27 protein-coding genes and 2 pseudogenes are annotated in these 25,667 nt (G+C 72.6%); 18 read left to right on the forward strand and 11 right to left on the reverse strand.

The annotated features are described in order from the left end of the window. The first annotated feature begins 16 nt into the window (after window positions 1-16). Window positions 17-700, forward strand: coding sequence for a response regulator transcription factor (locus ACLQ25_RS10390; protein ID WP_039906992.1), 684 nt, complete (start codon window positions 17-19; stop codon window positions 698-700). A gap of 61 nt (window positions 701-761) precedes the next feature. Here the strand turns inward: ACLQ25_RS10390 and ACLQ25_RS10395 are convergent, their stop codons facing one another. Then, on the reverse strand, window positions 762-1,415 hold the full coding sequence (locus ACLQ25_RS10395) for an NADPH-dependent F420 reductase (protein WP_425730683.1): 654 nt from the start codon (window positions 1,413-1,415) through the stop codon (window positions 762-764). Window positions 1,416-1,734: 319 nt separating this feature from the next. On the opposite strand from ACLQ25_RS10395, the gene ACLQ25_RS10400 reads away from it, so the two are divergent. Further along, on the forward strand, window positions 1,735-2,313 hold the full coding sequence (locus tag ACLQ25_RS10400) for a TetR/AcrR family transcriptional regulator (protein ID WP_425730684.1): 579 nt from the start codon (window positions 1,735-1,737) through the stop codon (window positions 2,311-2,313). A gap of 16 nt (window positions 2,314-2,329) precedes the next feature. Here the strand turns inward: ACLQ25_RS10400 and ACLQ25_RS10405 are convergent, their stop codons facing one another. Continuing rightward, complete coding sequence (locus ACLQ25_RS10405; RefSeq protein ID WP_425730702.1) at window positions 2,330-3,133, reverse strand: hypothetical protein; 804 nt, start codon at window positions 3,131-3,133, stop codon at window positions 2,330-2,332. A gap of 80 nt (window positions 3,134-3,213) precedes the next feature. Between ACLQ25_RS10405 and ACLQ25_RS10410 the strand changes: the two genes are divergently transcribed. Together ACLQ25_RS10410 and ACLQ25_RS10415 are read left to right on the forward strand one after the other, a co-directional pair. After that, complete coding sequence (locus ACLQ25_RS10410; protein ID WP_425730685.1) at window positions 3,214-4,158, forward strand: Ppx/GppA phosphatase family protein; 945 nt, start codon at window positions 3,214-3,216, stop codon at window positions 4,156-4,158. Between the two features lie 75 nt (window positions 4,159-4,233). Then, entirely contained in the window at window positions 4,234-5,040 is an 807-nt protein-coding gene (locus ACLQ25_RS10415) for a sugar phosphate isomerase/epimerase family protein (RefSeq protein ID WP_357129140.1), read from the forward strand. Window positions 5,041-5,054: 14 nt separating this feature from the next. On the opposite strand, the gene ACLQ25_RS10420 is transcribed toward ACLQ25_RS10415, so the two are convergent. From ACLQ25_RS10420 to ACLQ25_RS10430, 3 genes are read right to left on the reverse strand one after another with little or no spacing between them, the layout of a single operon-like run. Further along, window positions 5,055-5,642, reverse strand: a complete 588-nt coding sequence (locus ACLQ25_RS10420) for a CGNR zinc finger domain-containing protein (RefSeq protein WP_425730686.1) — start codon at window positions 5,640-5,642, stop codon at window positions 5,055-5,057. 18 nt (window positions 5,643-5,660) lie between these two features. Beyond that, on the reverse strand, window positions 5,661-6,827 hold the full coding sequence (locus ACLQ25_RS10425) for a glutathionylspermidine synthase family protein (protein WP_425730687.1): 1,167 nt from the start codon (window positions 6,825-6,827) through the stop codon (window positions 5,661-5,663). A 1-nt stretch (window position 6,828) separates the two neighbouring features. After that, window positions 6,829-7,098 (reverse strand): hypothetical protein, encoded by a 270-nt coding sequence (locus ACLQ25_RS10430; protein WP_425730688.1) that lies wholly within the window; start codon window positions 7,096-7,098, stop codon window positions 6,829-6,831. Between the two features lie 85 nt (window positions 7,099-7,183). Here ACLQ25_RS10430 and ACLQ25_RS10435 point away from each other — a divergent pair, with 85 nt between their 5' ends. From ACLQ25_RS10435 to ACLQ25_RS10480, 10 genes and pseudogenes are all read left to right on the forward strand, one after another. Continuing rightward, window positions 7,184-8,104, forward strand: coding sequence for a proline dehydrogenase family protein (locus ACLQ25_RS10435; RefSeq protein ID WP_425730689.1), 921 nt, complete (start codon window positions 7,184-7,186; stop codon window positions 8,102-8,104). Window positions 8,105-8,172: 68 nt separating this feature from the next. Beyond that, a complete protein-coding gene (locus ACLQ25_RS10440) occupies window positions 8,173-8,748 on the forward strand; it encodes a TetR/AcrR family transcriptional regulator (protein WP_425730690.1) in 576 nt (191 codons plus the stop codon). Window positions 8,749-8,809: 61 nt separating this feature from the next. Continuing rightward, window positions 8,810-10,093 (forward strand): hypothetical protein, encoded by a 1,284-nt coding sequence (locus ACLQ25_RS10445; protein WP_425730691.1) that lies wholly within the window; start codon window positions 8,810-8,812, stop codon window positions 10,091-10,093. A 22-nt stretch (window positions 10,094-10,115) separates the two neighbouring features. Beyond that, window positions 10,116-11,498 (forward strand): efflux RND transporter periplasmic adaptor subunit, encoded by a 1,383-nt coding sequence (locus ACLQ25_RS10450; protein ID WP_425730692.1) that lies wholly within the window; start codon window positions 10,116-10,118, stop codon window positions 11,496-11,498. Beyond that, window positions 11,498-12,343, forward strand: a pseudogene (locus ACLQ25_RS10455) (ABC transporter ATP-binding protein); the annotation flags it as partial. The gene ACLQ25_RS10450 and the pseudogene ACLQ25_RS10455, both read left to right, overlap by 1 nt. Window positions 12,344-12,450: 107 nt before the next feature. After that, window positions 12,451-13,635, forward strand: coding sequence for an ABC transporter permease (locus tag ACLQ25_RS10460; RefSeq protein WP_425730693.1), 1,185 nt, complete (start codon window positions 12,451-12,453; stop codon window positions 13,633-13,635). A gap of 200 nt (window positions 13,636-13,835) precedes the next feature. Further along, entirely contained in the window at window positions 13,836-14,045 is a 210-nt protein-coding gene (locus ACLQ25_RS10465) for a helix-turn-helix domain-containing protein (RefSeq protein ID WP_007465625.1), read from the forward strand. Window positions 14,046-14,259: 214 nt separating this feature from the next. Beyond that, window positions 14,260-14,361 (forward strand): 30S ribosomal protein bS22, encoded by a 102-nt coding sequence (locus tag ACLQ25_RS10470; protein ID WP_007465623.1) that lies wholly within the window; start codon window positions 14,260-14,262, stop codon window positions 14,359-14,361. Between the two features lie 118 nt (window positions 14,362-14,479). After that, window positions 14,480-15,556 (forward strand): NAD-dependent epimerase/dehydratase family protein, encoded by a 1,077-nt coding sequence (locus ACLQ25_RS10475; protein ID WP_425730694.1) that lies wholly within the window; start codon window positions 14,480-14,482, stop codon window positions 15,554-15,556. Window positions 15,557-15,807: 251 nt separating this feature from the next. Further along, window positions 15,808-16,716, forward strand: coding sequence for a lysophospholipid acyltransferase family protein (locus ACLQ25_RS10480; RefSeq protein ID WP_425730703.1), 909 nt, complete (start codon window positions 15,808-15,810; stop codon window positions 16,714-16,716). A 3-nt stretch (window positions 16,717-16,719) separates the two neighbouring features. Here ACLQ25_RS10480 and ACLQ25_RS10485 read toward each other — a convergent pair whose 3' ends face one another. The 3 genes from ACLQ25_RS10485 to ACLQ25_RS10495 form a co-directional block, all read right to left on the reverse strand. Beyond that, window positions 16,720-17,577 (reverse strand): HAD family hydrolase, encoded by an 858-nt coding sequence (locus ACLQ25_RS10485; protein WP_425730704.1) that lies wholly within the window; start codon window positions 17,575-17,577, stop codon window positions 16,720-16,722. A gap of 197 nt (window positions 17,578-17,774) precedes the next feature. Continuing rightward, complete coding sequence (locus tag ACLQ25_RS10490; protein ID WP_425730695.1) at window positions 17,775-18,641, reverse strand: DUF5667 domain-containing protein; 867 nt, start codon at window positions 18,639-18,641, stop codon at window positions 17,775-17,777. A gap of 289 nt (window positions 18,642-18,930) precedes the next feature. Continuing rightward, a complete protein-coding gene (locus tag ACLQ25_RS10495) occupies window positions 18,931-19,884 on the reverse strand; it encodes an ECF subfamily RNA polymerase sigma factor, BldN family (protein ID WP_357129178.1) in 954 nt (317 codons plus the stop codon). 569 nt (window positions 19,885-20,453) lie between these two features. Between ACLQ25_RS10495 and ACLQ25_RS10500 the strand changes: the two are divergent. From ACLQ25_RS10500 to ACLQ25_RS10515, 4 genes and pseudogenes are all read left to right on the forward strand, one after another. Continuing rightward, window positions 20,454-21,571, forward strand: a pseudogene (locus tag ACLQ25_RS10500) (AMP-binding protein); the annotation flags it as partial. A 258-nt stretch (window positions 21,572-21,829) separates the two neighbouring features. Further along, on the forward strand, window positions 21,830-22,090 hold the full coding sequence (locus tag ACLQ25_RS10505) for an AMP-binding enzyme (RefSeq protein ID WP_425730705.1): 261 nt from the start codon (window positions 21,830-21,832) through the stop codon (window positions 22,088-22,090). Beyond that, entirely contained in the window at window positions 22,080-22,334 is a 255-nt protein-coding gene (locus ACLQ25_RS10510; RefSeq protein WP_030329740.1) for a glutaredoxin family protein, read from the forward strand. The genes ACLQ25_RS10505 and ACLQ25_RS10510 overlap by 11 nt, the downstream gene beginning before the upstream one ends. Before the next feature lie 17 nt (window positions 22,335-22,351). Continuing rightward, window positions 22,352-23,017: an HAD family hydrolase gene (locus tag ACLQ25_RS10515; protein ID WP_425730696.1), complete on the forward strand. Its 666-nt coding sequence runs from the start codon at window positions 22,352-22,354 to the stop codon at window positions 23,015-23,017. On the opposite strand, the gene ACLQ25_RS10520 is transcribed toward ACLQ25_RS10515, so the two are convergent. The 3 genes from ACLQ25_RS10520 to ACLQ25_RS10530 form a co-directional block, all read right to left on the reverse strand. Then, window positions 22,998-23,657 (reverse strand): response regulator, encoded by a 660-nt coding sequence (locus ACLQ25_RS10520; RefSeq protein ID WP_425730697.1) that lies wholly within the window; start codon window positions 23,655-23,657, stop codon window positions 22,998-23,000. The two genes, ACLQ25_RS10515 and ACLQ25_RS10520, sit on opposite strands and share 20 nt — an antisense overlap. A gap of 41 nt (window positions 23,658-23,698) precedes the next feature. After that, a complete protein-coding gene (locus ACLQ25_RS10525; RefSeq protein WP_425730698.1) occupies window positions 23,699-25,000 on the reverse strand; it encodes a sensor histidine kinase in 1,302 nt (433 codons plus the stop codon). 114 nt (window positions 25,001-25,114) lie between these two features. Continuing rightward, window positions 25,115-25,667 (reverse strand): transposase (locus tag ACLQ25_RS10530; protein WP_425730699.1); only part of this gene is annotated, 553 nt, incomplete at its 5' end.

Below are 25,667 nucleotides of genomic sequence, written 5' to 3' on the forward strand. Positions count from 1 at the left end.
GGAAAGGAAATCCCCCTTGAGCCGCGTTCTGGTGGTCGAGGACGAGGAGTCGTTCTCCGACGCCCTGTCGTACATGCTCCGTAAGGAGGGCTTCGAGGTATCGGTCGCCGCGACCGGAACCGACGCCCTCACCGAGTTCGACCGGACCGGCGCCGACATCGTGCTGCTCGACCTGATGTTGCCCGAGATGTCGGGGACCGAGGTGTGCCGGCAGCTTCGGCAGCGCTCGGCCGTGCCGATCATCATGGTCACCGCGCGGGACAGCGAGATCGACAAGGTGGTCGGCCTGGAGATCGGCGCCGACGACTACGTCACCAAGCCGTACTCCCCTCGGGAGTTGGTCGCCCGCATCCGGGCGGTGCTGCGGCGGCAGAGCCCGGAGGTCGCCGAGGCGGGCGCTCCGACGCTGGCCGCCGGCCCGGTGCGGATGGACATCGAGCGGCACGTCGTGACGGTCGAGGGCGGCGCGGTGCAGCTGCCACTCAAGGAGTTCGAGCTGCTGGAGTTGCTGCTCCGCAACGCGGGCCGGGTGTTGACCCGGGGTCAGCTCATCGACCGGGTGTGGGGCGCCGACTACGTCGGCGACACCAAGACGCTTGACGTGCACGTGAAGCGGCTGCGCTCCAAGATCGAGCCAGAGCCGTCGGCGCCGCGTTTCATCGTCACCGTGCGGGGTCTGGGCTACAAGTTCGAGCCGTGATCGGCCGATCCGAAGGGGGTCCGCGCCCGGCGTGGACCCCCTTCGGGCTGTCGGCGTCCGCTCAGCGGACGACCTTGACGTTGAAGATGGCGGTGTCGAGCCGGCCGTAGAGCCGCAGCCAGAGGGGCATCAGCATCTCGGTGCCCCGGGCGGTGGAGAGGTCACCGAGGTCGATGACGTCGGTGTGCCCGAAGCTGACGAGCAGGTCGGTGACGATCCGCTTCGCCTCCGCGTCGTCGCCGGAGACGAAGACGCTGTGGTCGCCGTCGGCGAGCTGGCGCGGACGCACCATCAGCTCCGCGGTCAGCGTGTTGAGCGATTTGACGACCTTGGCCTGCGGGAACTCCCGCTGGATGCGCTCGGCCAGGGATTCGGTGTCGTTGACCGTCAGAACGGGCGGGAAACCCGCGCTGAAGTCGAGCGGGTTGGCGATGTCGAGCACGACCTTGCCGGCCAGGTTCGCCGCGCCGGCAGCGGTGAGTGCCGGCAGGGATCCGGTGCCACTGGTGGCGTTGACGATCAGTTCGGCGTCGGCTGCCGCCACGGCCATGGTCTCCAGGCCGACCTCGGGGTGCTCGGCGGCCCAGTCGGCGTACGCGCCGGACCGGGTGGCCGCGACGTCCCGGGTGCCGATGGTGACCTGGTGGCCCAGCTCCGCCGTACGGGCCGCGATGGCCTGCCCCACCGAGCCGGTGCCGAGAACTGCGATGCGCATGTCGATCGATCCTCCACTCGGGCGCGGTGGCCTCGCGCCGCCTGCTCGCAGACTAACAGACAGGTCTGTCTATCTGCTGCCCCTGACGTGAACACCCGGACAGGGCTGGCGCGACGCCCGGGCCAGGGCGGGGACTCTCTTGTGGCGCCTTTGGAGCTGATGCCGTAAACGAGTCATCCGCTGATGCCGTAAACGATTCAGCTCCAAAGGCACCTCCGACGCGTACCCCTTGCCGTTCCTCGACGAGCGTGCGGATGCGGCCGCAGACGGAGCTGTCTGTAAAATCGTGCCCGTCACCAGCAACGACGAGGGAGTGCCGATGCCCGTGCACCGCACGCCGGCCGGCTCGGCCCGGGACCGGATCCTGGACACCGCGTTCCGGCTGTTCTACGCGCACGGGCCTCGCGGCGTCGGGGTCGACACGGTCATCGCCGAGTCGGGCGTGGCCAAGGCGACGCTCTACAAGCACTTCCCGCGCAAGGACGACCTCGTGCTGGCCTACCTGGACCGGGTCGACCAGGCCTGGTTCGGCGCGCTACGGGCGGCGGCCCGCGAGGCCGGCGACGAGCCGCGCGACCAGCTCGTCGGGATGTTCGACGCCCTCGTCAGCGCCTGTCGCCGGGACGGCTACCACGGCTGCGCCTTCATCAACACGGCCGCCGAGTCGCCCGCCGGCGGTCCGGTGCACGCCCGGACGGTCGAGCACAAGACCGTCGTCCGGGCCTGGGTGACCGAGCTGGCCCGCAAGGCCGGCGCGGCGGAGCCGGAGATGCTCGCCCATCAGCTCACCCTGCTGATCGACGGTGGGCTCGCCAGCGGCGTGCTGGACGGCGATCCGGCGATCGCCGAGGCGGCCCGGCAGAGCGCCCGCACCCTCGTCGACGCCGCCCTCGGCTGACCGAGACTCCGAGCGCTCAGACCGACAGCTCGTCGGCGGGGTGGGGGGCGACCAGGCCCTGTCGCACCCGGGCCGCGCACAGCTCGGCCAGCCGCTCGTACGCCGCCGCGCCGATCAGCGCGGTCAGCTCCGGGCCGTACGACAGGTACATCGGCTCGGCCCCGACGTGCGCGTCGGTCGACGAGGTGCACCACCAGTCGAGGTCGTGCCCACCGGCGCCCCAGCCCCGCCGGTCGAACTCGGACAGGGTGGACACCAGCACCTTGGTGTTGTCCGGACGCTTCACCCAGTCCTGGTCACGCCGGATGGGGAGCTGCCAGCAGACGTCCGGCTTGTATTCGAGCGGGTGCACACCGTCGCGCAGCGCCTGGGCGTGCAACGCGCAACCACCCCCACCGACGAAGTCGGCGTCGTTGAGGAAGACGCACGGCCCGTCGGCGCCCTGGGTGGCGGTGCGGCGAGCGGGGTTCTTGCCGTCGATGGTGTCCTCGTCGGTCCAGTTCTTGAACCCACGCTGGAAGTGCTGCCAGGTCGACGGGGTGAGCAGCTTGACGGCGCGGCGGACGCGCTTCTCGTCGTCCGGGTCGGTGAAGAACGCCCCGTGCGAGCAGCAGCCGTCGGCGGCCCGGCCGGCGATGATGCCGTGGCAGCCCTGGCCGAAGATGCAGGTCCAGCGGGAGAGCAGCCAGGTCAGGTCGGCCCGGATCAGGTGGGTCTCGTCCGCCGGGTCGGCGAACTCGATCCACTCCCGGGGAAAGTCCAGCGGCACCTCACGGCTGCGCGGGTCGCCCGGGTCGTCCACCGGCACGCGGAGCTCCATCGTCACCCGGACCAGCGTACGCGTGGTGCCGTCCGCGGGCCGACGAGCCGCACGAACGTGTTGCACCTAGGGTCTTCACCATGCGACTGGGTGTCCTCGACGTCGGATCCAACACGGTGCACCTTCTGGTGGTCGACGCGCATCACGGCGCGCACCCCTGGCCGGCCCACTCGGAGAAGGTCGTCCTGCGTCTCGCCGAACAGATCGGTCCGGACGGGGCGTTGACCGAGGTGGGAGCGGACAGCCTGGTCAAGGCGGTCGGCATGGCCAGGGCGGCGGCGACCGGGCTGGAGGCCGGCGACCTGATCGCGTTCGCCACCTCCGCGGTCCGCGACGCCACCAACGCGGCCGACGTGCTCGCCCGGGTCCGTGACGAGACCGGCGTACGCCTGGAGGTGCTCTCCGGCGCGGACGAGGCACGGATGACGTTCCTGGCGGTACGGCGGTGGTTCGGCTGGTCGGCGGGGCGTCTGCTGGTGCTCGACATCGGTGGCGGCTCCCTGGAGATCGCCGCCGGCATCGACGAGGACCCGGACGTGGCGGTCTCGCTGCCGCTGGGCGCCGGGCGTCTCACCCGCGAGCAACTGCGGGTCGACCCGGCCAGCACCACGCCGTCGTCCGCCGAGGCCGTCGCCAAGCTACGGGAGTACGTCGACAGCCGGCTGGACAAGGTGGTCGACCAGATGACCGAGGTGGGCTGGGACCGGGTGGCGGCCACCTCGAAGACGTTCCGCACCCTGGCGCGACTGGCCGGCGCGGCGCCGTCCGGCGCCGGCCTCTGGGTGAATCGCAGGCTGACCCGTGCCGGCCTGCGGCAGATCATCGGCTTCATCCGGCACATGACGCCCGCCCAGTTGATGGAGTTGGAGGGCGTCGGCGCGGGCCGGGCCCACCAACTGTTGGCGGGCGCGGTGGTCGCCGAGGCGGTGATGCGCCGGCTCGACCTGGATGCCATGGACATCTGCCCGTGGGCCCTGCGTGAGGGGGTCATCCTCCGTCGGCTCGATCAACTCGAACCGATGTGACCGCCCCTGGGCCGCCGACGGGTTTGCCGATGCTCGTCCTGATGACCCCGTGACAGCCGGGCTAGGCTGGCTGGTGTGACGTCCCGAGTCCCCGTGCTCCTGTCCAGCTCGTCAGTCTTCCCGGAGCCGACCGCCGCGGCGTTTCAGCTGGCTGCGGCGCTCGGCTACGACGGCGTCGAGGTGATGGTCTGGACCGACGTGGTGAGTCAGGACGCGGGCGCGTTGCGCGGCCTGTCGGCGCACTACGGCGTTCCGGTGCTGTCCGTGCACGCGCCCTGCCTGCTGGTCACACAGCGGGTGTGGAGCCCGGACCCGTGGCAGCGGCTGCGCAAGGCCGCCGAGTTGGCCGAGACGCTCGGTGCGCCGACGGTGGTGGTGCACCCGCCGTTCACCTGGCAGCGCGACTACGCACGCGGGTTCGCCGAAGGGCTGGCCAGGGTCGAGGAGCGCTTCTCCGGGCTCCGCTTCGCGGTGGAGAACATGTACCCGGTGCGCATGGCGGGCCGGCAGTTCGTCCCGTACGTCCCGGGGTGGGACCCCACCGACACCGGCTACCCGTCGTACACCCTCGATCTCTCACACTGCGCGGCATCGCACAGTGACCCCCTCGCGATGGCCGACCGGATGGGCGCGGGGCTCGCCCACGTGCACCTGGGCGACGGCACCGGCGAGGGCCGTGACGAGCACCTGGTGCCCGGGCGCGGCACGCAGCCCTGCGGGGAGCTGCTCTCCTCGCTGGCCGGCCGGGGTTTCACCGGCGCGGTGGCCGTCGAGGTGGCTACCCGGGGCGCGAAGAGCCGCGCGGTGCGCGAGGCGGACCTGCGGACGTCGCTCGAATTCGCCCGCGAGCACCTCACCGCGCCGTCACCGGTCGACGTCTGACCGGTGGCCGCCGGTCAGCTGACCGGGGTCAGCGACTCGGCGGTCGAGGTCGGCTGCGGGGCGACCGTCGCCTGCTCGCCGATCGCGGCACGCTTGCGGGCCCGGTGTGCCGCCACGTGCGAGCGGGTGGCGCAGCGCTCGGAGCAGAACCGCCGGCAGCAGTTGGACGACGTGTCCAGGTAGACGTTGCCGCACCGCTCGTCGGCGCAGACCCCGAAGCGGGCGCTGCCGTACTCGCAGAGCCACACCGAGAGCCCCCAGACCGCGCCGGCCAGGTATTCGGCGCTGACCGAGGCGCCACGGCTGGTCACGTGCATGTGCCAGTCGCTGGAGTCGTGCCCGGAGATGCGCGGCTGGACCGGGAACGCCTCCAACAGCGCGTTCAGCTCGGTCACCGCCTGGGCGTCGCGCCCCGAGGTGCCGTACTCGAAGACGTCGCGCAACCGCTTCTGAGCCCGTCGGAAGATGGCGACATCCCGGTCGGCGACCTCGTCGCGCATCCAGGCGTTGTCGTCGGGGAACAGGGCCCGCAGGTCGTCGAGGTCGTCCAGGCGGGCGTTGACCAGGTCAACGCCGGTCCGGGCGTACGCGTCGAAGTTCACACCCCAACGGTAGACGACTCACGGGGTGCGCGGCGCGTCGATGTAGTGCGGTAGGAACCGCGCGTAGCCGTCGGTGATCAAACTCGCGCTCTCCCGGACCCCCACCCCGGCCGACTCTCCGTCGACGATCCAGCTACCCAACACCGTCCGGTTGCCGTCGAACTGCGGCAGGGCCCGGAACTCCTGATAACACCAGCCCTCTTCGCCGTAGATCCCCGGGTTGGTGATCTCCTCGGCGGCGGTGACGATGCGTACCGAGCCGCCCTCGCGCCCGAGCAGGGGCTTGGCCACGTACTCGGGCATGCCGCGCGGCGAGTCGAGGTACGCCGGAAGCAGGTACTCGTGACCGGGGTACAGCTCCCAGAGGATCGCGAGCAGCGCCTTGTTGGACAGCAGCAGCTTCCAGGCCGGCTCGATCCAGGTGGTCGGGGTGCCCGGGGCCAGCGCCGGCGGCCCGTACGGCTCGGCGAGCATCCACTCCCACGGGTAGAGCTTGAAGCAGGTGGTCACCGCGCGGTCGGCGGCGTCGACGAAGCGCCGGCCGTCCCAGCCGATCTCCTGGATGGGTTGCAGCTCGACGTCCAGGCCGGCCTGCCGGGCGGTCTCGGCGAGGTAGCCGGCGGTCATGTGGTCCTCGCCCGACTCCTCCTCGTTCGACCAGAGCACGTGCACCCGGTTGTCGTGCAGCCCGGCGCCGATCTTGGCCCAGGCGCCCACCAGCCGCTCGTGCAGGCTGTTCCACTGGTCCAGGTCGGGGCGGGTCTGCTCCAGCCAGTACCACTGGACGATGCTCGCCTCGACCAGTGCCGTCGGGGTGTCCGCGTTGTACTCCAGCATCTTCGGCGGCCAGGTGCCGTCGTACGCCAGGTCGAATCGCCCGTAGAGGGTGGGCGGCGCCTCGCGCAGGGACCGGGCCACCGCCTCCGCGGCCCACTCCGGGATGCCGAACTCGGCGTACCGGCGCTGGGCCACCACGTACTCGGCGGCGGCCACCGACATCCGGTGCAGCTCCTCGGTGGCCTCCTCCAGCCGCAGCACCTCGTCGAGGTCGAAGGCGTACGCGGCGGTCTCGTCCCAGTACGACATGATCCCGCCGTCGGGCAGTTCGGTGTCGACGTAGACCAGGCCCTGGGCCCGGATGGTGGCGTCCCAGTCGGGCCGGGGCGTCACGGCCTCGCGCCGCACCTCAGCCGCCGCAGGAGGCGAGGTGGGTGCCGAACCCGCCGCGCTCGGGCAGGGCGGCGGTCGTCGGCTCGCCGCCGGTCCGCTGCGCGTTGGGGGCGGACACCCGCATCCCCAGCGCGACCGTGCCACCGCCACCGACCGGCCCGAGGGCGCAGTCGTCATCGTCGTCGTCGGAGGTCATGTTGCAGCCGGAGAGGGCGAGCGCGAGAGCGGTGAGCGCGCCGAGCTGCACGGAGGCCGACCGGAGCCGGCGGCGGGGGCTTTGGTTCACGGCATCGTTGTAGCCGATCGACGCCAGCGCCGCAGCCCCAGCCGCCGCCGGGCGGGGCTCCTGGCAGGGGCGATACGCTCGGCTCATGCTCCGTTCCGTCATCCTCGCCGCCTCCCGGTCATCCCAGGTCGAGCGGCTCGTCGCGACCGCCCCGTACACCCGGGACGTCGTCCGCCGGTTCGTCGCCGGCGCCGCCACCGACGACGCGTTGCGCGCGACCCGCGGGCTCGTCGACGACGGGCTGGCCGTCACCCTCGACCACCTGGGCGAGGACACCGTCACCCCCGAACAGGCCACGGCCACCCGGGACGAGTACCTGAAGCTGTTGGCGATGCTCTCCGGGGCCGGGCTCACGCCGGCCGCCGAGGTGAGCGTGAAGCTCTCCGCGCTCGGCCAGATGTTCGACGAACAGCTGGCGTACGACAACGTGCGGGCGATCTGCGCGGCTGCCGACAAGGCGGGCACCGCGGTCACGCTGGACATGGAGGACCACACCACCACCGACTCGACGTTGGAGGTGCTGGCGAAGCTGCGCAAGGACTTCCCGTCGACGGGGGCGGTGCTCCAGGCGTACCTGCGGCGGACCGAGTCGGACTGCCGGGAGCTGTCCTCGGCCGGGTCGCGGGTGCGCCTGTGCAAGGGCGCCTACAAGGAGCCGGAGTCGGTGGCCTACCAGTCGGCCCGCGAGGTGGACAAGTCCTACGTCCGCTGCATGAACATCCTGATGTCCGGCGACGGCTACCCGATGCTGGCGACGCACGACCCGCGGATGATCTCGATCGGCGAGGACCGGGCCCGTTGGTTCGACCGGGGTCCGGAGCGTTTCGAGTTCCAGATGCTCTACGGCATCCGTCCCGAGGAGCAGGCCCGGCTGGCCGGCGAGGGCTACACGGTGCGCACCTACGTCCCGTACGGCGACGAGTGGTACGGCTACCTGATGCGTCGGCTCGCCGAGCGCCCGGCGAACCTGGTCTTCTTCGGCCGTGCCCTGATCTCCAAGAAGTGACCGTCGCTTGACGCGCCCGGCTAGCGGCGTTAGCTTCAAGGCTATGACAGCTAGCCGGGTGTGTGTCGGTGCCTAGGGCCGGGCTCAACCAGCAGACCGTGGTGCGCGAGGCCGCCCGGCTCGCCGACGAGGTCGGCTACGAACAGCTCACCCTCGCCGCGCTCGCCAGTCGACTCGGCGTCGCGCTGCCCAGCCTCTACAAGCACATCCGTGGGGCCGACGCGCTGAACCAGAAGCTCTCCGCGCTCGCCACTGCCGAGCTGGCCACCGAGCTGACCACGGCCGCCGCCGGACGGGCCGGCGGCGACGCCCTGCGCGCGATGGCCGACGCCTACCGGGCGTACGCCCGCCGGCACCCCGGGCGCTACCCGACCACCCAGCGGGTGCCCGACCCGTCCGACCCGGAGCACGTCGAGGCGGGCGAACGCGCGGTGGGCGCCATCTTCGCGGTCCTGCGCGGCTACGGGCTCACCGGCGACGACGCGGTGGACGCGACCCGCGCCCTGCGCAGCGCCCTGCACGGCTTCATCGCCCTGGAGGCCGCCGGCGGCTTCGGTCTGCCCCGCGAGGTCGACCGGTCGTACCACCAATTGGTCGCCGGGCTGGACACCGCGTTCCGCTCGTGGCCGGCCCGCAGGGCCTGACCCGACCGATCGGACCGGGTCGGCCTCGCCCGATTCGCCGATTGGTCGTACCCTTCGGCGGGTGACTGACGGGGTGCAGCAGCCAGCACCGCGGCGGCTCTGGCCGCTGTGGACCGTACTCGTCGTTGTCGTTCTGCTGCTGGGCTGCGGTCTTCCGGCGGTGCTGGTGGTCGGGGCCGTCCGGGAGGCCAACGGCCGGGCCACGCTCAGCCGTGCCGGCGCCGCCGCCGACCCGGCCACCGCCGTCGCACGGGGGTTGTCCGACCGGATGACCGCGCAGCTCCGGCAGCAGTCCACGGCGCTGCTCGGCGGCGACCGCACCGCCTTCCTCGCCATCGCCGATCCGGCCGCGCACGCCGACCTGCGCCGCCGATTCGCCGCCCTGCGGGCCCTCAAGGTGACCGTCTGGCGGGCCGAGCCGAGCGGCCTGCCCACGCCGGTCGTCGGCAGACCGGGGGAGTGGCGGCTACTGGTGCGCTTCCAGTACTGCTTCGTCGCGCCCAACTGCCGACCGGGCCCGGTGCTGATCGGCACCCGCTGGCGGGAGAACGGTGACGCGCCCCGACTGGTCGCCGTCGAGGAGTCCAAGTCCGCCGAGACCGGCACCCGGCCGTGGGAGATCAGCGACCTGGTCGTGGCGGTCGGCGCGCGGACCATCGTCGCCACCACACCCGCGCTGCGCGGCAAGCTGCCCGCCCTGCTCACCCAGGCCGAGGCGGCGGCCAAGGTCGCCGACACGTACGTCGTGACGGGCTCGCCCCCGGACCGCTACCGGATCTTCTACGCCGGCCGCACCGAGTGGCAACGCTGGTACGGCGGCGGGCGGCCACAGTGGACCGGCGGGTACGCGGTGACGGTCGGCGGCGGCCACCACGAGGTGGTGCTCAACGCCGAAGGGCTGCCCGGCAGCGGCGCCGATGACCTGCTCCGGCACGAGCTGACCCACGCCGCGTCGCTGCCCGAGCGCGGTTACCCGGGCAAGACGACCTGGTGGCTCGTCGAAGGGCTGGCCGAGCTCGCGGGTTCCGGCGGTCGGCCGGTCGACCGGTACGAAGGGCTCGCGGAGGTGCGCAAACTGGTCCAGGGCGGTTGGGACGGCCGGTTGGAGGGCGTCACGCCCGCCGACGACGCGCCCGCCGACCGGGTCGGCGGCAGCTACGGCGTCGGCTACCTCGCCGTCCGCCACCTCGTCGACCGGTTCGGGCCGGAGCGGCTGTTGACGTTCTTCAAGGCCGTGGTGCACGACCGTGCGACGCTCGCCGCCGCCGCCGACGAGGCGTTCGGCGAGGACTGGTCGACGTTGCACGACGAGTGCGTGGCGTACGTCCGCGCGACCGCCGCGTGACGGTGCGCCGTACCATCGATGGGTGCGCCGCCCCGACCTGCCGAGGCCCGCAAGCGCCACGCGGCCCCGCCTGCTCACCGCCCTGACCGCCATCGCCGTCCTCACCGCCACCACCGCCGCCTCCTGCGGTGACGACCAACCGCCGGTCGCCCTCGCCTCGGCCGCCCGTAGCCCGGTCAGCGAGGTGATCGACGCTCCGGCGACGGTGACCGCCCGCGCCGCCGCCAGCCTCACCTCGCCCGCCGACGGCACCCTGGCCAGCCTGCGGGTCCAGCCTGGACAACGGGTGAAGCGCGGTCAGGTGCTCGCGGTGGTCGCGTCCCCGTCGGCCCAGGCCCGCCTGCGCCAGTCGAAGGAGGCGCTGGACGCGGCGAAGCGCGCCGGCCGGGGTGTCTCCACCGGCAACCTGACCAGCAGCCGGCGGGGCACCGACAAGGCCGCCGACGAGGCGTTCGACGCCGCCCGCAAGGCCGCCGAGAAGATCGCCGACCAGCAGTTGCGGGATGCGTTGCTGGCCCAGGTGACGTCCGCCCAGCGGCAGTACGCCGCCGCCGCGCAGAGCGCCGACGCGGCCGTCCGCGCGGTGCAGCGGGGGATCAGCGGGTTGAACTCGGCCGTCGGCTCGCTGTCCGCGGCGCAACGGCTGCAGGCCCAGCAGGCGTACGACCTGGCCAAGGCGACCGTCGACGCGTTGACCCTGCGCGCTCCGATCGGCGGGGTGGTGCAGCCGGGCGGCACCCGGGCCGGCGGGGGTCCGAGCGGCGGCCTGGCCGGGCTGTTGGAACAGGCCGGTGGGGCCGGGATCGACCCGTCGGCACTCTCTCCCGCGCAGGCCGGCCCACCGGCCGGGGTCGACGACGCCGTCGTGGTCGGCGGTCAGGTCACCGCCGGCACGCCCGTGTTGACCATCGTGGACACCGGGCAGCTCGGACTGCTCGCCGACGTCGACGAGACCGATGTGCTGCTGGTCAAGCCCGGGGTGACCGCCACCGTCGAACTGGACGCCGTGACCGGCGCCAGCTACGACGCCACGGTCCGCTCGGTCGACGTGCTCCCCACCAGCTCGGCGCAGGGCGGGGTCACCTACCGGGTACGCCTCGCGCTGGGCGCGGGAAAGCTGGCCGAGGACGAGCCCGCCCCCACGCCCCGCCCCGGCATGAACGCGATCGTGCACCTGCGCGTACGCGAGGCGGCCGACGCGGTGACCGTCCCCGCCTCGGCCGTCTTCTCCGCCGACGGCCGGGACGCCGTGTGGGTGGTCCGCGACGGAAAAGCCGACCGCGCGCCGGTGACCGTGGGCGTCCAGGGGTCCGACCTGGTGCAGATCCTCAACGGCGTCCAGCCCGGTGACCGGATCGTGGTACGCGGCACCGACCAGGTGCGCGACGGCCAGGAGGTGCGGTGATCGACACCCCGCCGGCCATCGAGGCGGTGGACGTGTCGCGCACGTACCAGCTCGACGGGGTGTCGGTCGAGGCGCTGCGTGGGGTCTCGTTGACCGTACAGCCGGGGGACTACGTGGCGCTTGTCGGCCCGTCCGGCTCCGGCAAGTCCACGCTCATGCACCTGCTGGGCGGTCTCGACCGGCCGACCGGTGGACGGTTGGTGATCGGCGGGCGTGACGTCAACGCCCTCTCCCCACCGGAGATGGCCACCCTGCGCAACGAGACGATCGGCTTCGTGTTCCAGGCGTTCCACCTGCTGCCGCGTACGTCGGCGGTGGAGAACGTGGCGTTGCCGCTGGTCTATCGGGGGGTGTCGGCCCGGCAGCGCCGGGAGCGGGCGGCGGCGATGTTGGGCCGGGTCGGTCTCGGGCACCGGCTCGACCACCGGCCCAACCAGATGTCCGGTGGCGAGCAGCAGCGGGTCGCCATCGCCCGCGCGCTGGTCACCGAGCCGACGGTGCTGCTGGCCGACGAGCCGACCGGCAACCTGGACAGTGTGACCGGCGCGGCGGTCCTGGAACTGTTGGAACGGTTGAACGCGGAGTCCGGAGTGGCGTTGGTGATGGTCACCCACGACCAGGAGGTGGCGGCGCGGGCCGCGCGCCGGATCACCATGCGCGACGGCGTGGTGGTGGCGGACAGCGCCGGCGACCTTCATGATCGACCGCCGTCCGTCGATCACGGTCGACCTGAGACACTGGTGCCCGCTCCCAGCGCGGAGCCCCGGTCCGTGTCCGGAAACGGCCCGGGGCACCCGTCCGGTGGCTCCGGTGGCGCCGCCGGAGCCACCGGGCGCCTTCCGCACGTACCCCGTCCGGATCGCACGCGGGTCGACAAGCGCGAACCCGGCCTGCGGCACGGCGAGGCCGACGTGCGCGAGGCCGACGTGCGCGGGCCCGAGGGCGGTGCGGCGTGAGGGTCGCCGAGGCGTGGCGGGTCGCGCTGGACGCGTTGCGCGCCAACCGGCTGCGCAGTTCGCTCACCATGCTCGGCGTGATCATCGGTGTCGCGTCGGTGGTGTTGCTGGTCGCCATCGGCGCCGGCACCAAACAGCAGGTGGAGCAGCAGGTCGAGGGGCTCGGCTCCAACCTGCTGCTGGTGGTCCCCGGCAAGATCGAGGTGGGCACCGCGCCGGTGGTCTCGCCGTTGACGCTCAAGGACGCCGACGCGGTCGCACGCGTCGTCGGCGATCCCCAGCGGGTCGCGGTCACCGTCGCCTCGGGAGCGACCGCGCGAGCCGGCGCGCGCTCGGACTTCACCACCGTGCAGGGCGTGCTGGAGACCACGCCGACGGTGTTCACCCGCTCGCTGGCCCGGGGTCGCTATCTCACCGGCACGGACGTGGACACCACCCGGCGGGTCGCGGTGCTCGGCGACTCGGTGGCCCGCGCGTTGTTCCCCGACCGTGATCCGCTGGGTCAACAGGTCACCCTCGCCGGCGTACGGTTCCGGGTCATCGGCGTGTTCGCTCCCCTCGGGCAGAGTCTCGGCGTCGACCGGGACGACGAGGTGCACGTACCGGTGACCGCCGCACAGCGCCTCTGGGGCACCCAGCGGGTGGACGGCATCGCCGTCAAGGCGCCCGACCGGGAACGGATCGACGAGCTGGGCGAACGCATCGTCGCGGAGCTGAACCGCCGGCACCCGGACACCGAGTTCAGCGCGGTCACGCAGCAGCAGATCCTCGGTGTGCTCGGCGACATCCTCGGCGTACTCACCGGTGTTCTCGCCGCCATCGCCGGCATCTCGCTGCTCGTCGGCGGCGTCGGCGTCTCCAACATCATGCTGGTCAGCGTCCGCGAGCGGACCCGGGAGATCGGGCTGCGCAAGGCGGTCGGCGCACGACCCCGGGACATCGGCGTGCAGTTCCTGCTGGAGGCGGTGCTGCTCACCACCATCGGCGGACTGACCGGGATGGCGTTGGGCGTGGGCACCGCCCTGCTGGTGGACGCGTTGTCACCGATCCCCGCGGCGATCACGTGGTGGTCGCTGGCGCTGGCCTTCGGTGTGTCGGCGGCGGTGGGGATCGTCTTCGGCGTGGTCCCCGCGCAGCGCGCCGGCCGACTCGACCCGGTGGTGGCCCTGCGCGCCGAGTGAGCAACCGGACGACGGACGCAGCCGGGGAGATAACGGCGAGCCGGATCGGGTGAACCGACCGCCAAAACATGATCAGTTGTACGAAGGGATCGCGCCGGTCACAGCCGCCCCGCTACCGTACTGGTAACACGCGCGTCGCCGCCCGGCCCGGAGCATCCGTCGGGTTGGCCCGCGCCGGGCATGGGATGGGTCGGTGAGCCATGGCCGGGTCGCAGTCCGACGGACGGCTGTCGGAGGTCAAGTTCCTGACCGTCGCGGAGGTGGCGACGGTCATGCGGGTGTCGAAGATGACGGTCTATCGCCTCGTGCACAGCGGTGAGCTGACCGCGGTCCGGGTGGGCCGGTCGTTCCGGGTGCCCGAGCACGCGGTGCACGAATACCTGCGGGGCGCGTTTCAGGAAACCGCCTGAGCCGCCGGACGGCCGATTGAGCGCCCCCTAGGCGTCATGGGCGGGGGTGCGTTGGTCCTGCTGACGCTCTGCGGCTACCCTGGAGCGCGACCGAGACCCTGCCGGTGCACCCCGCCGCCCAGACTGGTCCGGTCCGTTGTCCGCATGCGGTCTCCGTCGTCACCTGCGTGGTGTCATCCGGTCCGCCCCGCACGTTGTATCGAAAGGCTGTCGTATGGGCTCGGTGGTCAAGAAGCGCCGTAAGCGCATGGCTAAGAAGAAGCACCGCAAGCTGCTGCGCAAGACCCGCGTCCAGCGTCGCCGTCTCGGCAAGTGACCGGCGCCGGGCTCAGCCCGGCACCAGCGTCGCTTGCCAAACTGTCGACCTCCGGAGGCTCAGGTGATCAGGCCGTGGTCGTCCCGGCTCGGTCCCGCCTGTCGGGTAGGTGCGTCAGATGACCCCCGGTAGCACCCCAGGTGCTCCGGGGGTCGTCGTCGTGACCGGGGTCGGTCGTTACCTGGGCGCCCACGTGGCGGCCCGACTGGCCGCCGATCCGCGTATCGAGCGGGTCATCGGCGTGGACGCGCCGGAGCCGGCCGCCGAGTTCACCGATCTCCTGGACCGGGTCGAGCGGATCCGCGTCGACCCGGGTTCGCTCGGTGGGCTCCTCGCCGACCTGGACGTCGACGCGGTGGTCCACCTCGCGTTGGTCAGCTCTCCCGACCGGCAGCACGGTGGCCGGTCGGCCATGAAGGACCAGAACGTCATCGGCACCATGCAGCTCCTCGCCGCCTGCCAGCGGGCACCCCGCCTCCGCAAGCTCGTGGTCCGGTCGTCGACCGCCGCGTACGGGGTGTCGTTCCGCGACCCGGCGGTGTTCACCGAGGAGACCGAGCCGCGCGAGGTGCCGCGCGGCGGTTTCGGCCGCGACATCCTCGACGTCGAGGGGTACGTCCGAGGTTTCCGCCGCCGTCGGACCGACGTGACCGCGACGGTGCTGCGGTTCGCCCCGTTCATCGGTTCGACCGCCGACACGACCCTGACGCGCTACTTCGCGCAGCCGTTCGTGCCGACCGTGTTCGGCCGCGATCCCCGGCTACAGTTCCTGCACTTCGACGACGCGTTGGAGGTGCTGCACCGGTCGATCGCGGAAGACCATCCGGGCACCTACAACGTCGCAGGTCCGGGGGTGCTGTCGCTGTCCCAGGCGATCCGGCGGGCCGGTCGGGTGGCCGTGCCGGTGTTGGAACCGGGGCTGTCCGGCGCGGCGGCGCTGGCCCGCACCATGGGGGTCGGAGGCTACGGCCTCGACCAGGTCGATCTCTTCGTGCACGGCCGGGTCGTCGATACCACGCGCCTCGAGCAGGAGTACGGCTTCACGCCGCGCTCCACGGCCGAGGCGTTCGAGGACTTCATCCGCGCCCACAACGGCAGGGCGGTGCTCAGCCGGGGGCAGTTGGCCGCCGCCGAACAGCTGGTTCTGGACGGCATCCGGCAGGTCCGTGCCGCGGTTCGGGAGCGCACGTCATGACCGGGCAGGGGCAGGACCCGCAGGGGATCGGGCGGTTCGACGTACCGCTGGTTCCGCCCGTGCCGGACGCGGAGCCGGCGCGGCGCAACGGGCACCGCCCGGCGGCCCGGCTCGCGCCCACCGCGACACCCGGCGACGAGGTCGACACGCCGACCGACGGCCCGGCGGTCACGTCCGCCGACGTGGTCGACTCCGGCGCGACCGACGAGCCGGCCAGCGGAAGCCCGCCCGCCTCGGCTGGCACCGGGCCGATGTCCGGCGGCACGAGCGTGCCGGCTTCCGGCGGTGGCACCGCGCCGGCGGTGGCGGATCGGCCCGGGGACCAGTGGGACCGCCGGGTCGCCAACGGTCTGGCGTTCCTGCGTCGACGGTTGGCCGGGGACTACGAGGTCGACGAGTTCGGCTTCGACCCGGAGTTGACCGACGCGGTCTTCCACCCGTTGCTGCGGCTGCTCTACCGGGACTGGTTCCGTACCGAGGTCAGCGGGGTGGAGCACGTACCCGTCGACGGGCCCGCCCTGGTGGTCGGCAACCACTCCGGCACCGTGGCGCTGGACGCGTTGATCCTGTCGGCGGCCCTGCACGACAAGCACCCAGCCCGCCGCTACCTGCGCCTGCTCGGCGCCGACCTGGTGTTCCGGATGCCGGTGGTGTCGGAGATCGCCCGCAAGACCGGCGGCACGGTGGCCTGCAACCCGGACGCCGAGCGGCTGCTCGGCAACGGTGACCTGGTCGGCGTGTTCCCCGAGGGCTTCAAGGGCATCGGCAAGCTCTACGCCGACCGGTACAAGCTGCAACGGTTCGGTCGGGGCGGCTTCGTCTCGGCGGCGCTGCGGACCGGCACCCCGATCGTCCCGGTCGCCATCGTCGGCGGCGAGGAGATCTATCCGATGCTCGCCGACATCAAACCCCTCGCGCGACTGCTCAAGCTGCCGTACTTCCCGGTGACGCCGACCTTCCCGTGGCTCGGGCCGCTGGGGATGGTGCCGCTGCCCAGTAAGTGGCTGATCGAGTTCTGCCCGCCGATCCCCACCGCCCACCTGACTGATTCGGCGGACGATCCGCTGGTCGTCTTCAACCTCGCCGACCAGGTGCGGGAGACCATCCAGCAGACCCTGCACACGCTGCTGGAACGGCGACCCGATCCGTTCGGCCCCTGACGCTCAGCCGGCGCGGCGGCGACGCTGGAGGGCCAGACCGGCGGTGACCGCGCCGGCGACGAGCCCGGCCGCCGCCGTCGACGGTACGGCGATCTTGACGGCTCGGCGGCCGGTACGGAAGTCCCGTACCTCCCAGCCGCGCTGGCGGGCCTGCCGCAGCAGCGCGCCGTCCGGGTTGACCGCCACCGCCCGGCCCACTGCGGAGAGCAGCGGCAGGTCGTTGGCCGAGTCGCTGTACGCGGCGCAGCGGGTCAGGTCCAGCCCTTGCACGGCGGCGAGCTGGGTGACCGCCTCGGCCTTCGCCGGCCCGTGCATGAGGTCACCCACCAACCGCCCGGTGTACGCCCCCGCCCGCACCTCGGCCACCGTGCCGATCGCACCGGTCAGGCCGAGCCGGGCGGCGATCACCCGACCGATCTCGACCGGGGCGGCGCTGACCAGCCACACGCGCTGGCCGGCGTCCAGGTGGCGTTGGGCGAGCTGGCGGGTACCGGCCCAGATCCGGGGGGCCATCAGCTCGTCGAAGATCTCCTCGGAGAGGCGTTCCACGTCGTCGACCAGCCACCCCTCGACGAAGGCCAGCGCGGCCTCCTTCGCCTGGGACATGTCGCCCGCGTGTTCCCGGGCGAGCAACCGGAACCGGAGCTGCTGCCAGGCGAAGCGGGCCAGGTCGGCGGTCGTGAAGTAGTTCCGGGCGGCGAGCCCCCGGGCGAACCAGTAGATCGACGCGCCCTGCATCATCGTGTTGTCGACGTCGAAGAAGGCGGCGGCGGTCGGGTCCGGCGCGGGCGGGGTGACCGACGCCAGGTCGGTCTCCGCCCAACCGGCGGTGTGTCCCTGGACGTCGGTGCTGACCGTCATCCTGCGGCTGCGCGCCACGCGACTTCCCCTCCTTCCGCAGCTACGACGATGCCTTCAGCGAGGGTATCCGGAACGAACGACCGACCGGCCGGGCACAGAGAACCGTGCCGCGACCGGTCGGTCGTTCGCTCTCGCGTGGCGGGTCAGCGAGCCTGGTTTCGCCGGGTGGGTCAGCGGACCCAGTCTCGCCGGGCGGGTCAGCGCGCGCCGGGGCAGGTGCTCGGGGTGGGCCCGAGGGTGTCGCTGCCGGTCGGCGCCGGCAGTCCGCACGCGATGGCGGCGCGGACCGCGTCCGACCGCTCCCGGATGCTGTCCAGCAGGGCCAGCGACCGCCGGGTCCGTTCCCGGTCGGCCCGGCCCGCCCCGTCGAGAAGGTTGTTCACCGCCCGCCGCTGGCTGGCGACGAACGTGTTGACGGCGTCGAGGCTGGCCGGCTCGGCGCGCTGCACGGCGGCGGCGGTGAGCAGGCGGATGCCCTGCCGGGTGTCGGCGTCCATGTCGTCAAGGACGGCGCTGTAGCCGATGCGGTCGCCGCGCAGCTCGGCAGCCTCGCCGAGCCGGGTCCGGGCGAAGTCCAGGAAGAGCTGGCCACGGCTGATGTCCGAGCTGGCCAGGGCGAGTTGGGCTCGCTCGGTGGACCGCTTCATCCCGTAGAGCGCGTCGCCGGGAACGGCGTTCTCGCTCGCGGCGGAGATGCCGGAGACGGCGATGGCGCCAGCGGCGATACCGACCAGGATCGCTCCCCGGGCACGGGCCCGCCGGGCGGTGACCGCCGGCAGCAACGAGCCACGGCTCGTGGTAGCGGCCGGCTCGGCGGTCGCCGGGGTCGTGCCGATCCCCTCACGCTCGGCGGTGGCGAGCAGCATCGCTCGCAGGCCGGTCCGGAAGTCGGGATCCACTTCGACGGTCGGAGGATCGGCGCTGATCCGCTGGCCCACCGCGACGAGCGGCGCCAGCTGGCTGTCCACTCGGGACCGCACGTGGTGCCGCCGGCCGCCGTTGGCCTCGTCGAGAAGTTGCGCGAAGCGCTCGGCACGCCGGCGGGAGAAGAGGTCGTTATCCACCGCAGGCACCTCCTCTCGCTGGTCACGGCCGGTCGGCCGCCGTGGTTTACGGCGACCGGGCGGCGTTTGTGACACCACGGAGGTGAGGAACCGTCCGGCCTGCCGGGCGGACCTCGGTGCCCCGGTCCTGCCGGGACATCCACCGGTCGCACCCGGAGAAACGCGGCGGACCGGGCACGGGTTACGGGCCGGGCGGGGCGGAAATCACAGAAAGTGATCGGCATCACCGAGTGAGACCCGCCCTGAGCTGCGCAGACAGTGATCGACGCTCGCCGGTGCGGTCAGCGAATCACGGTTGGAAGCCGTCGGGTAGCAGTCGGGCCAGCGCGCGGACGGCCCGGTACTGCAGAGCCTTGATGGCACCCTCGTTCTTGCCCATGGCGCGGGCCGTCTCAGCCACCGAGAAGCCCTGGAGGAACCGCAGCACGATGCACTCCTGCTGCTCCGGGTTGAGCTGTTTGACGGCGGTGAGCAGGGCGACATTGGTGATGTGTTCGACCACCGCCGCTTCCGGGCTGCCCTCGGGGCCGCGATCCTCGCGGTCGGCGTCGAGCACGTCGCCCGTGGTGACCTCCAGCCGGTACCGGCCGGACTTGAAGTGGTCCGCGACCAGGTTGCGGGCGATGGTCACCAGCCAGGCGCCGAGATCGCGGCCCTGCCAGGTGAAGCTCCCGATCCGCTTGAGGGCACGCAGGAACGTGTCCGACGTCAGGTCCTCGGCGAGCTGACGGTTGCCGACCCGGAAGTAGACGAACCGGAAGACGGTGTCCACGTACCTGTCGTAGATGAGACCGAACGCCGCTGACTCGCCGGCCTGCGCCCGCTCGACCAGCGTCCAGACCTCGGTGGCCGGGTCGGACGGGTCCGGACGGCTCGGGAAACCGGTCGGCGTGGTCGGCGTGGCGGCCGGAACCGCCGGGATCACCGCCGTCTCGCCCGCCGCCGGGTCGGTGGCCGGAGCCGGGGCGTCGCCGGCCCGGCGGCCCTGCGACGGCATGGTCGGTCGGGTCGGCGCGGCGACCCGACCGCCGGTCGGCATCGCGTTGCCACCGGGAACCGCCGGTCTCGGCGGAGGCTCGTTGGTGTGTGGGCGGTTGCGGGTCCGCTGCGCGGGGCTCTCACCCCGCAACGCGGCGTGCGGGTCGCCCAGCGGCGCGCGGGTTGCCGGCCGTTCGTTGACCTGCGAGCGGGGCGTCTGGCCGGTCAGGCCGACGGGACGTTCCGCGTATCCGAAGGTGGTCATCGGGCCGCCCCCGTCCCCTTGATGGCCGGACGGGCCGGTTTGCGGGTCGTCGGTGCGGACCGACCGGGCAACCGGTCGGGCAAGACTGTTCCGGGGTGTGCCGACGGGCGGCAGTTCCCCTTGAGGTGCTGGTCCAATGCGCTCACAGGCACGGGGGCCTCCTCGGGCTGAGGGGTGTCGACTCACGGCAAATGGGGTGAGCCGACCCGAGTGATAATAGGGCCAACGTCACCCGCGCGTGGCAAGTCCGTTACACAAGGCGGAAGTATTTCCCCCTGTGTCGCACCGGCGGCGGACCGGTTGTCCGTCGTGTGCGTTTGACTTTCGACCGACCCGTTGTTCCAGGATGGATCCCCAGTTCGGCAGCATATTGGCCGATCAAGTGAGCGGCACCCGCCACCCGCCGTACCGGCTCGGCCGAACCGTCGACCGGGCGCGTCGCTCGTCCCATCAGCCGGACTCGATCGTTGCGTCGGTGGCACGGTGAGCGTCCCGTTGACGGGACGCCCTGCGGCTGTCGCCCGGCGGCCTTCGGGCGTGGCCGGTCGACCGCCGCTGTGCCAGACTCGATGACCGTGCAGGACTTTCCGGCGGACTCGCCGCCGAACCTCGCCGACCGCGTGCGTCGGGCGGCTCTCGATCACGGCGACCGGCCCGCGCTGCACTGGCGGGATCAGCGGGTGAGCTGGTCCGAACTGGACGCCGCCGTGACCGCCGCCGCGTACGGCCTGGCTTCCGCCGTTCCGGCCACCGACCCGGGCGACACACCGCCCCGGGTGGCGATCGCGCTGCCCAACACCCCCGACTTCATTATCGGGTGGCTCGGCGCGCTGCGGGCCGGGCTGGTCGCGGTGCCGGTCAACCCCGGCTTCACCGCCCCGGAGCTGCGACATGTGCTGGCCGACTCCGGCGCGTCCCTGCTGATCGGCACCGAGCGGGTCCGGGGCCTGGTCGCCGAGGTGGCCGCCGATCTGCCGGCGCTCACCGCCGTGCACGCCACCCCGCCGACCGCCGGGCAGCCCGGGCCGCGCCCCCGGGCCCGCCGCGCCGGGGACGACCTCGCCGTACTGCTCTATACGTCGGGCACCGCCGGCCGTCCGAAGGGGCGATGCTCTCGCACCGCGCGCTGCTGGCCAACCTCGACCAGGTCGACGCCATCGAGCCGCCGGTGGTCGGCCCGGACGACACGGTGCTGCTGGCCCTGCCGCTGTTCCACGCGTACGGGCTCAATGCGGGGCTCGGCGCCGTCGTCCACCATGGTGCCGCCGGCGTGCTGCTCGACGAGCCGGACCCGACGGCGGGACTCGCCGAGATCGCCCGGCACCGGGTCAGCGTGCTGGTCGGCGTACCGTCGATGTTCCTGGCCTGGGCCGACGCCGACACGGTCCGCGCGGCGACCGCTTCGGTACGGGTGGCGGTGTGCGGCGCGGCGCCCCTGGAACCCGCGGTCGCGGCGCGCTTCACCGCGGCGACCGGCCACCCGGTGCACATCGGCTACGGCCTCACCGAGACCGCGCCGGTGCTCACCTCCACCCTGGTCGGCAAGGTGGCGAAGGCCGGCTCGATCGGGCGGCCGCTGCCCGGCGTCCAGCTGCGCCTGGTCGGGCCGGACTCGGTGGACCTGTGGCGCGACGGCCAGGCCGTCCCGGACGACGACACGGACGAGTTGGACATCTCCGACGTCGGCCCCGGCACCGACCCGGGGCAGATCGTCGTACGCGGCCCCAACCTCTTCGACGGCTACTGGCCGGACGGCCGCGACGGTCCGGACGCCGACGGCTGGTGGGGCACCGGCGACATCGCGTACGCCGACTCCGACGGCGACCTGCACCTGGTGGACCGACTCGGCGACCTGATCCTGGTCAACGGCTTCAACGTCTATCCGCACGAGGTCGAGCTGGTGCTCGCCGGGCACCCCGGGGTGGCCGAGTCGGCGGTACTGGGTGTGCCGCACCCGCGAACCGGCGAGACTGTGCGGGCGTACGTGGTGCCGGCGCCGGGGCGGCCGGTCAGCGGCGAGGAGTTGCTCGCACACTGCGCACGGAACCTGGCCCGGTTCAAGTGCCCGACCGCCGTCGAGTTCGTCGACGCACTGCCCCACTCGGCGATCGGCAAGGTACGAAAGACCCAGCTCCGGTCGGCGACCCCGGCCGGATCGCCCGCATCCGCCGACGACGCCCGCACGGAGGTACCCGATGGCCACTGACGCCCGGCTCGCCCTGATCACCCGACCCGGCTGCCACCTGTGCGACGACGCCAAGGCCGCGCTCGACCGGGTGGTGGCGGTCACCGGCGACAAGTGGGTCGAGTGGGACGTCACCGGCGACGAGGGGCTGGAACGGGAGTACGGGGACCGGCTGCCGGTGGTGATGCTCGACGGCAAGGAGCACGGCTACTGGCGGGTGGAGGAGGATCGGCTGCTGCGGGACCTGACCACGCCGCAGCTCTGAGGGCCTAGGGTGCTCGGATGACCCCTGCGCACCCCCACCTGGTCTGGGACTGGAACGGCACCCTGCTCAACGACCTCAGCCTGGTGGTGGCCGCCACCAACGCCGCGTTCGCCAGCGTGGGCGGGCCGACCGTCACCTCCGACGAGCACCGGACGCGCTTCCGCCGCCCGATCGCCGACTACTACGCCGAGGTGCTCGGGCAGGCCGTGGACGACGAGGCGTTCGGTCGGCTGGACCGGATCTTCCACGACGCGTACCGCGACGGGCTGACCACCTGCGAGCTGGCGGCCGACGCGCGGACCGCGATGGCCGCCTGGGACGGCAGCCAGAGCCTGCTCTCCATGTGGTTTCACGAGGAGCTGGTGCCGACGGTGCACACGTACGGGCTGACCGGCCACTTCACCCGCGTCGACGGTCTGCGGGCGACGGTCGGCGGCGACCGCAAGGCCGAGTCCCTCCGGCGGCACCTGGCCGAGCTGGATGTCGACGGCAGCGCGGTCGTACTCATCGGCGACTCCATCGACGACGCGGACGCGGCCCTCGCGGTCGGCGGCCGCGCGGTGCTCTACACCGGCGGGTTCACCGACCCGGCCCGGCTGCGCGACTCCGGTCACCCGGTGGCCGACACCCTCACGGACGCGGTGGCCCTGGCCGCCCGGGTGGTCAGTTCCGCAGGTAGGTGAGGACGGCCAGCACCCGCCGATGCTGCTCGGTGTCCGGCGGGAGGGTGAGCTTGGTGAAGATGTTGCGGACGTGCTTCTCCACCGCGCCGTCGCTGACCACCAGGGCGCGGGCGATGGCCGTGTTCGACCGGCCCTCGGCCATCAGCGCGAGCACCTCCCGCTCGCGCGGGGTCAACTCGCGCAGCGGGTCGTCGCGGCGGCGTCGGGCGAAGAGCTGGCCGACCACCTCCGGGTCGAGCACCGTGCCGCCGGCCGCCACCCGGCGCAGCGCGTCCAGGAACTCGTCGATCGCCGCCACCCGGTCCTTGAGCAGGTAGCCGATCCCGCCGCCGCCGCCGGCGCCGCCGGTGGTGGCGAGCAGATCATCGGCGTACGACACCTCGACGTACTGGGAGAGCACGAGGATCGGCGTACGCGGCACCAGTTGGCGTGCCCGCACCGCCGCCCGCAAACCCTCGTCGGTGTGGGTCGGTGGCATCCGGACGTCAACGATCGACACGTCGGGCCGGTGCTCGACCACCGCCTCGACGAGCGCGTCGCCGTCCCCGACGGCGGCCACCACCTGGTGCCCGCTCTCGGTCAGTAGTCGTACCAGCCCCTCCCGGAGCAGGACGGCGTCGTCGGCGATCACGATGCGCATGGGTGTGGTGTCTACCACGTCGGGACCGCCATCGCGGTGGTTCACAGCGGCAGTTCGGCGCGGATCTCGGTGGGGCCGCCGTTCGGGCTGATCACAGCCAGCTCACCGCCGGCCGCCCGCACCCGGTCGGCGATACCGGCCAGCCCGTGCCCCTTGGCCAGATGCGCGCCGCCCTGCCCGTCGTCGCCCACCCGTACCTGAAGGTGGGTGCCCTGGCGGGCCACGGCGACCGTGGCCTCGGTGGCCCGACTGTGCTTGGCGATGTTGGTCAACGCCTCGGCCACCACGAAGTAGGCGGTGTTCTCCACCGCCGGGTCGAGTCGGCCGTCCCGCGTGCCCAACTGCTGATCGACCTCAAGCTCGATGGGGATGAGCCCGCGACCGGCGAGAGCGGCGAGCGCGCTGGGCAGACCCCGGTCGACCAGGATCGGTGGGGCGATTCCGCGCGACAGCGCCCGCAACTCGGCAAGCGTCTCCCGGATCTGGGTCACCGCCTCGTCGATGGTCCGGCCGGCCTCCTCCGGGTCGGAGGCGAGCTGCATGCGGGCCCGGCTCAGGTCCATCGCGAGCCGGACCAGTCGCTGCTGCGGGCCGTCGTGGATGTCGCGTTCCAGCCGGCGCAGCGCGGACGCCTCGGCGGACACCGCGGCCCGCTTCTGCTCCTCCAGCACGGTGATCCGGTCCCGCATCTCGGCCACCCCGGTCAGCAGGGCCCGGGCGAAGCTGGCCTGGAGCAGCGCGCAGCCCCGCACCACGATCGGCAGGGTGATCAGGAAGAACACGCCGACCGCGGTGTTCAGCCCGATCCGGGCGGTGGTCGAGTCACCCAGGCCGAGGAGTTGCGCCAGGTCCTGGTCGTCCCCGGACGGGCGGGGCAGGGCCCAGTCGTACGCCCAGTAGAGCGAGCCGGTGAGCGCCACGCCCCACCAGACGACGGTGATCACGAAGGTGGCCAGGCCCACGATCAACCGCAGGATTCCGTGCGCCAGGTCGAGCCAGGACTGCGCGTCGCGCATCGGCAGGAAGATCCGCCGCCAGGCGCTCGCGCCCGCCTCCGGCAGCCGGTAGCGCGGTCGGATCCGGGGCTGCCGGAGTACGGCGGGCAGCCGCAGCCGCTCGATGTCGGCCAGCCCGCGTGCGGCGTACAGCGTGCCGCTGAGGATCGGCAGGCCGATCACGGTGACCATCAGGCCGAGGCCCGCCGAGAGGCCGACGATCAGGACGACGAAGCTGGCCACTCCCAGTGGCAGGCCGAGAAGCACGTAGCCGGAGTCGACGAAGAGTTGGCTGGGGATGCTCCGTGCCAGCGGCTGCCGGTCGTTGGTGGCGGCAAGGGCGGTCATGGCTGAAAGGCTAGGCAGCCGCCGCCCCGCCCCCCATCCCGAAGCCTGGTCTCTCCCCGGTAGTGCTGCCCCCACCCTCCCGCCCATTCCCGCGCCGATCTGTGAGTGGGGTTGTCAAGAGGTGCGGTGGTGGGTGGTGATGGTGCGGTAGAGCTGTCGGGCGATGTAGCGCTTGAGGCAGCGGGTGATTTCTCTGGTGGTGCGGTCTTGGGCGCGGCGTCGGTTGATGTGGTCGCGGGTTTCGGGGTGGATGCGGCGGCGGGTCAGGGCGATGGTGTGTAGGGCGCTGTTGAGGGTTCTGTCGCCGCCGCGGTTGAGGCGGTGTCGGTCGGTGCGGCCGCTGGCAACGGGTATGGGGGCGGCGCCGGCGAGGGTGGCGTAGGCGGCTTCTGGTCGGACGCGGCCGGGGTGTGACCAGGTGGTGAGGGCGATCGCGGCGGTGACGGGTCCGACGCCGGGTTGGTCGAGCAGGGGTGGGCGCAGGTCGGTGACGAGGGCGCGTAGGCGTCGGTGGTTGTCGGTCAGTGCGGCGTCGAGGGTGTGGATGTGGCGGGCGAGGGTGGCCAGTTCGTGGCGGCGGGTGTGTTCCTCGATGGGTAGGTGGGTGTTCTCGGGTAGGTCGAGGGCGGCCAGGCGGGTGATCTGGTTGGCGGTGCTCAGCCCGCGT

Source organism: Micromonospora sp. DT44 (genome assembly GCF_049841635.1).
Taxonomy (GTDB): Bacteria; Actinomycetota; Actinomycetes; order Mycobacteriales; family Micromonosporaceae; genus Micromonospora.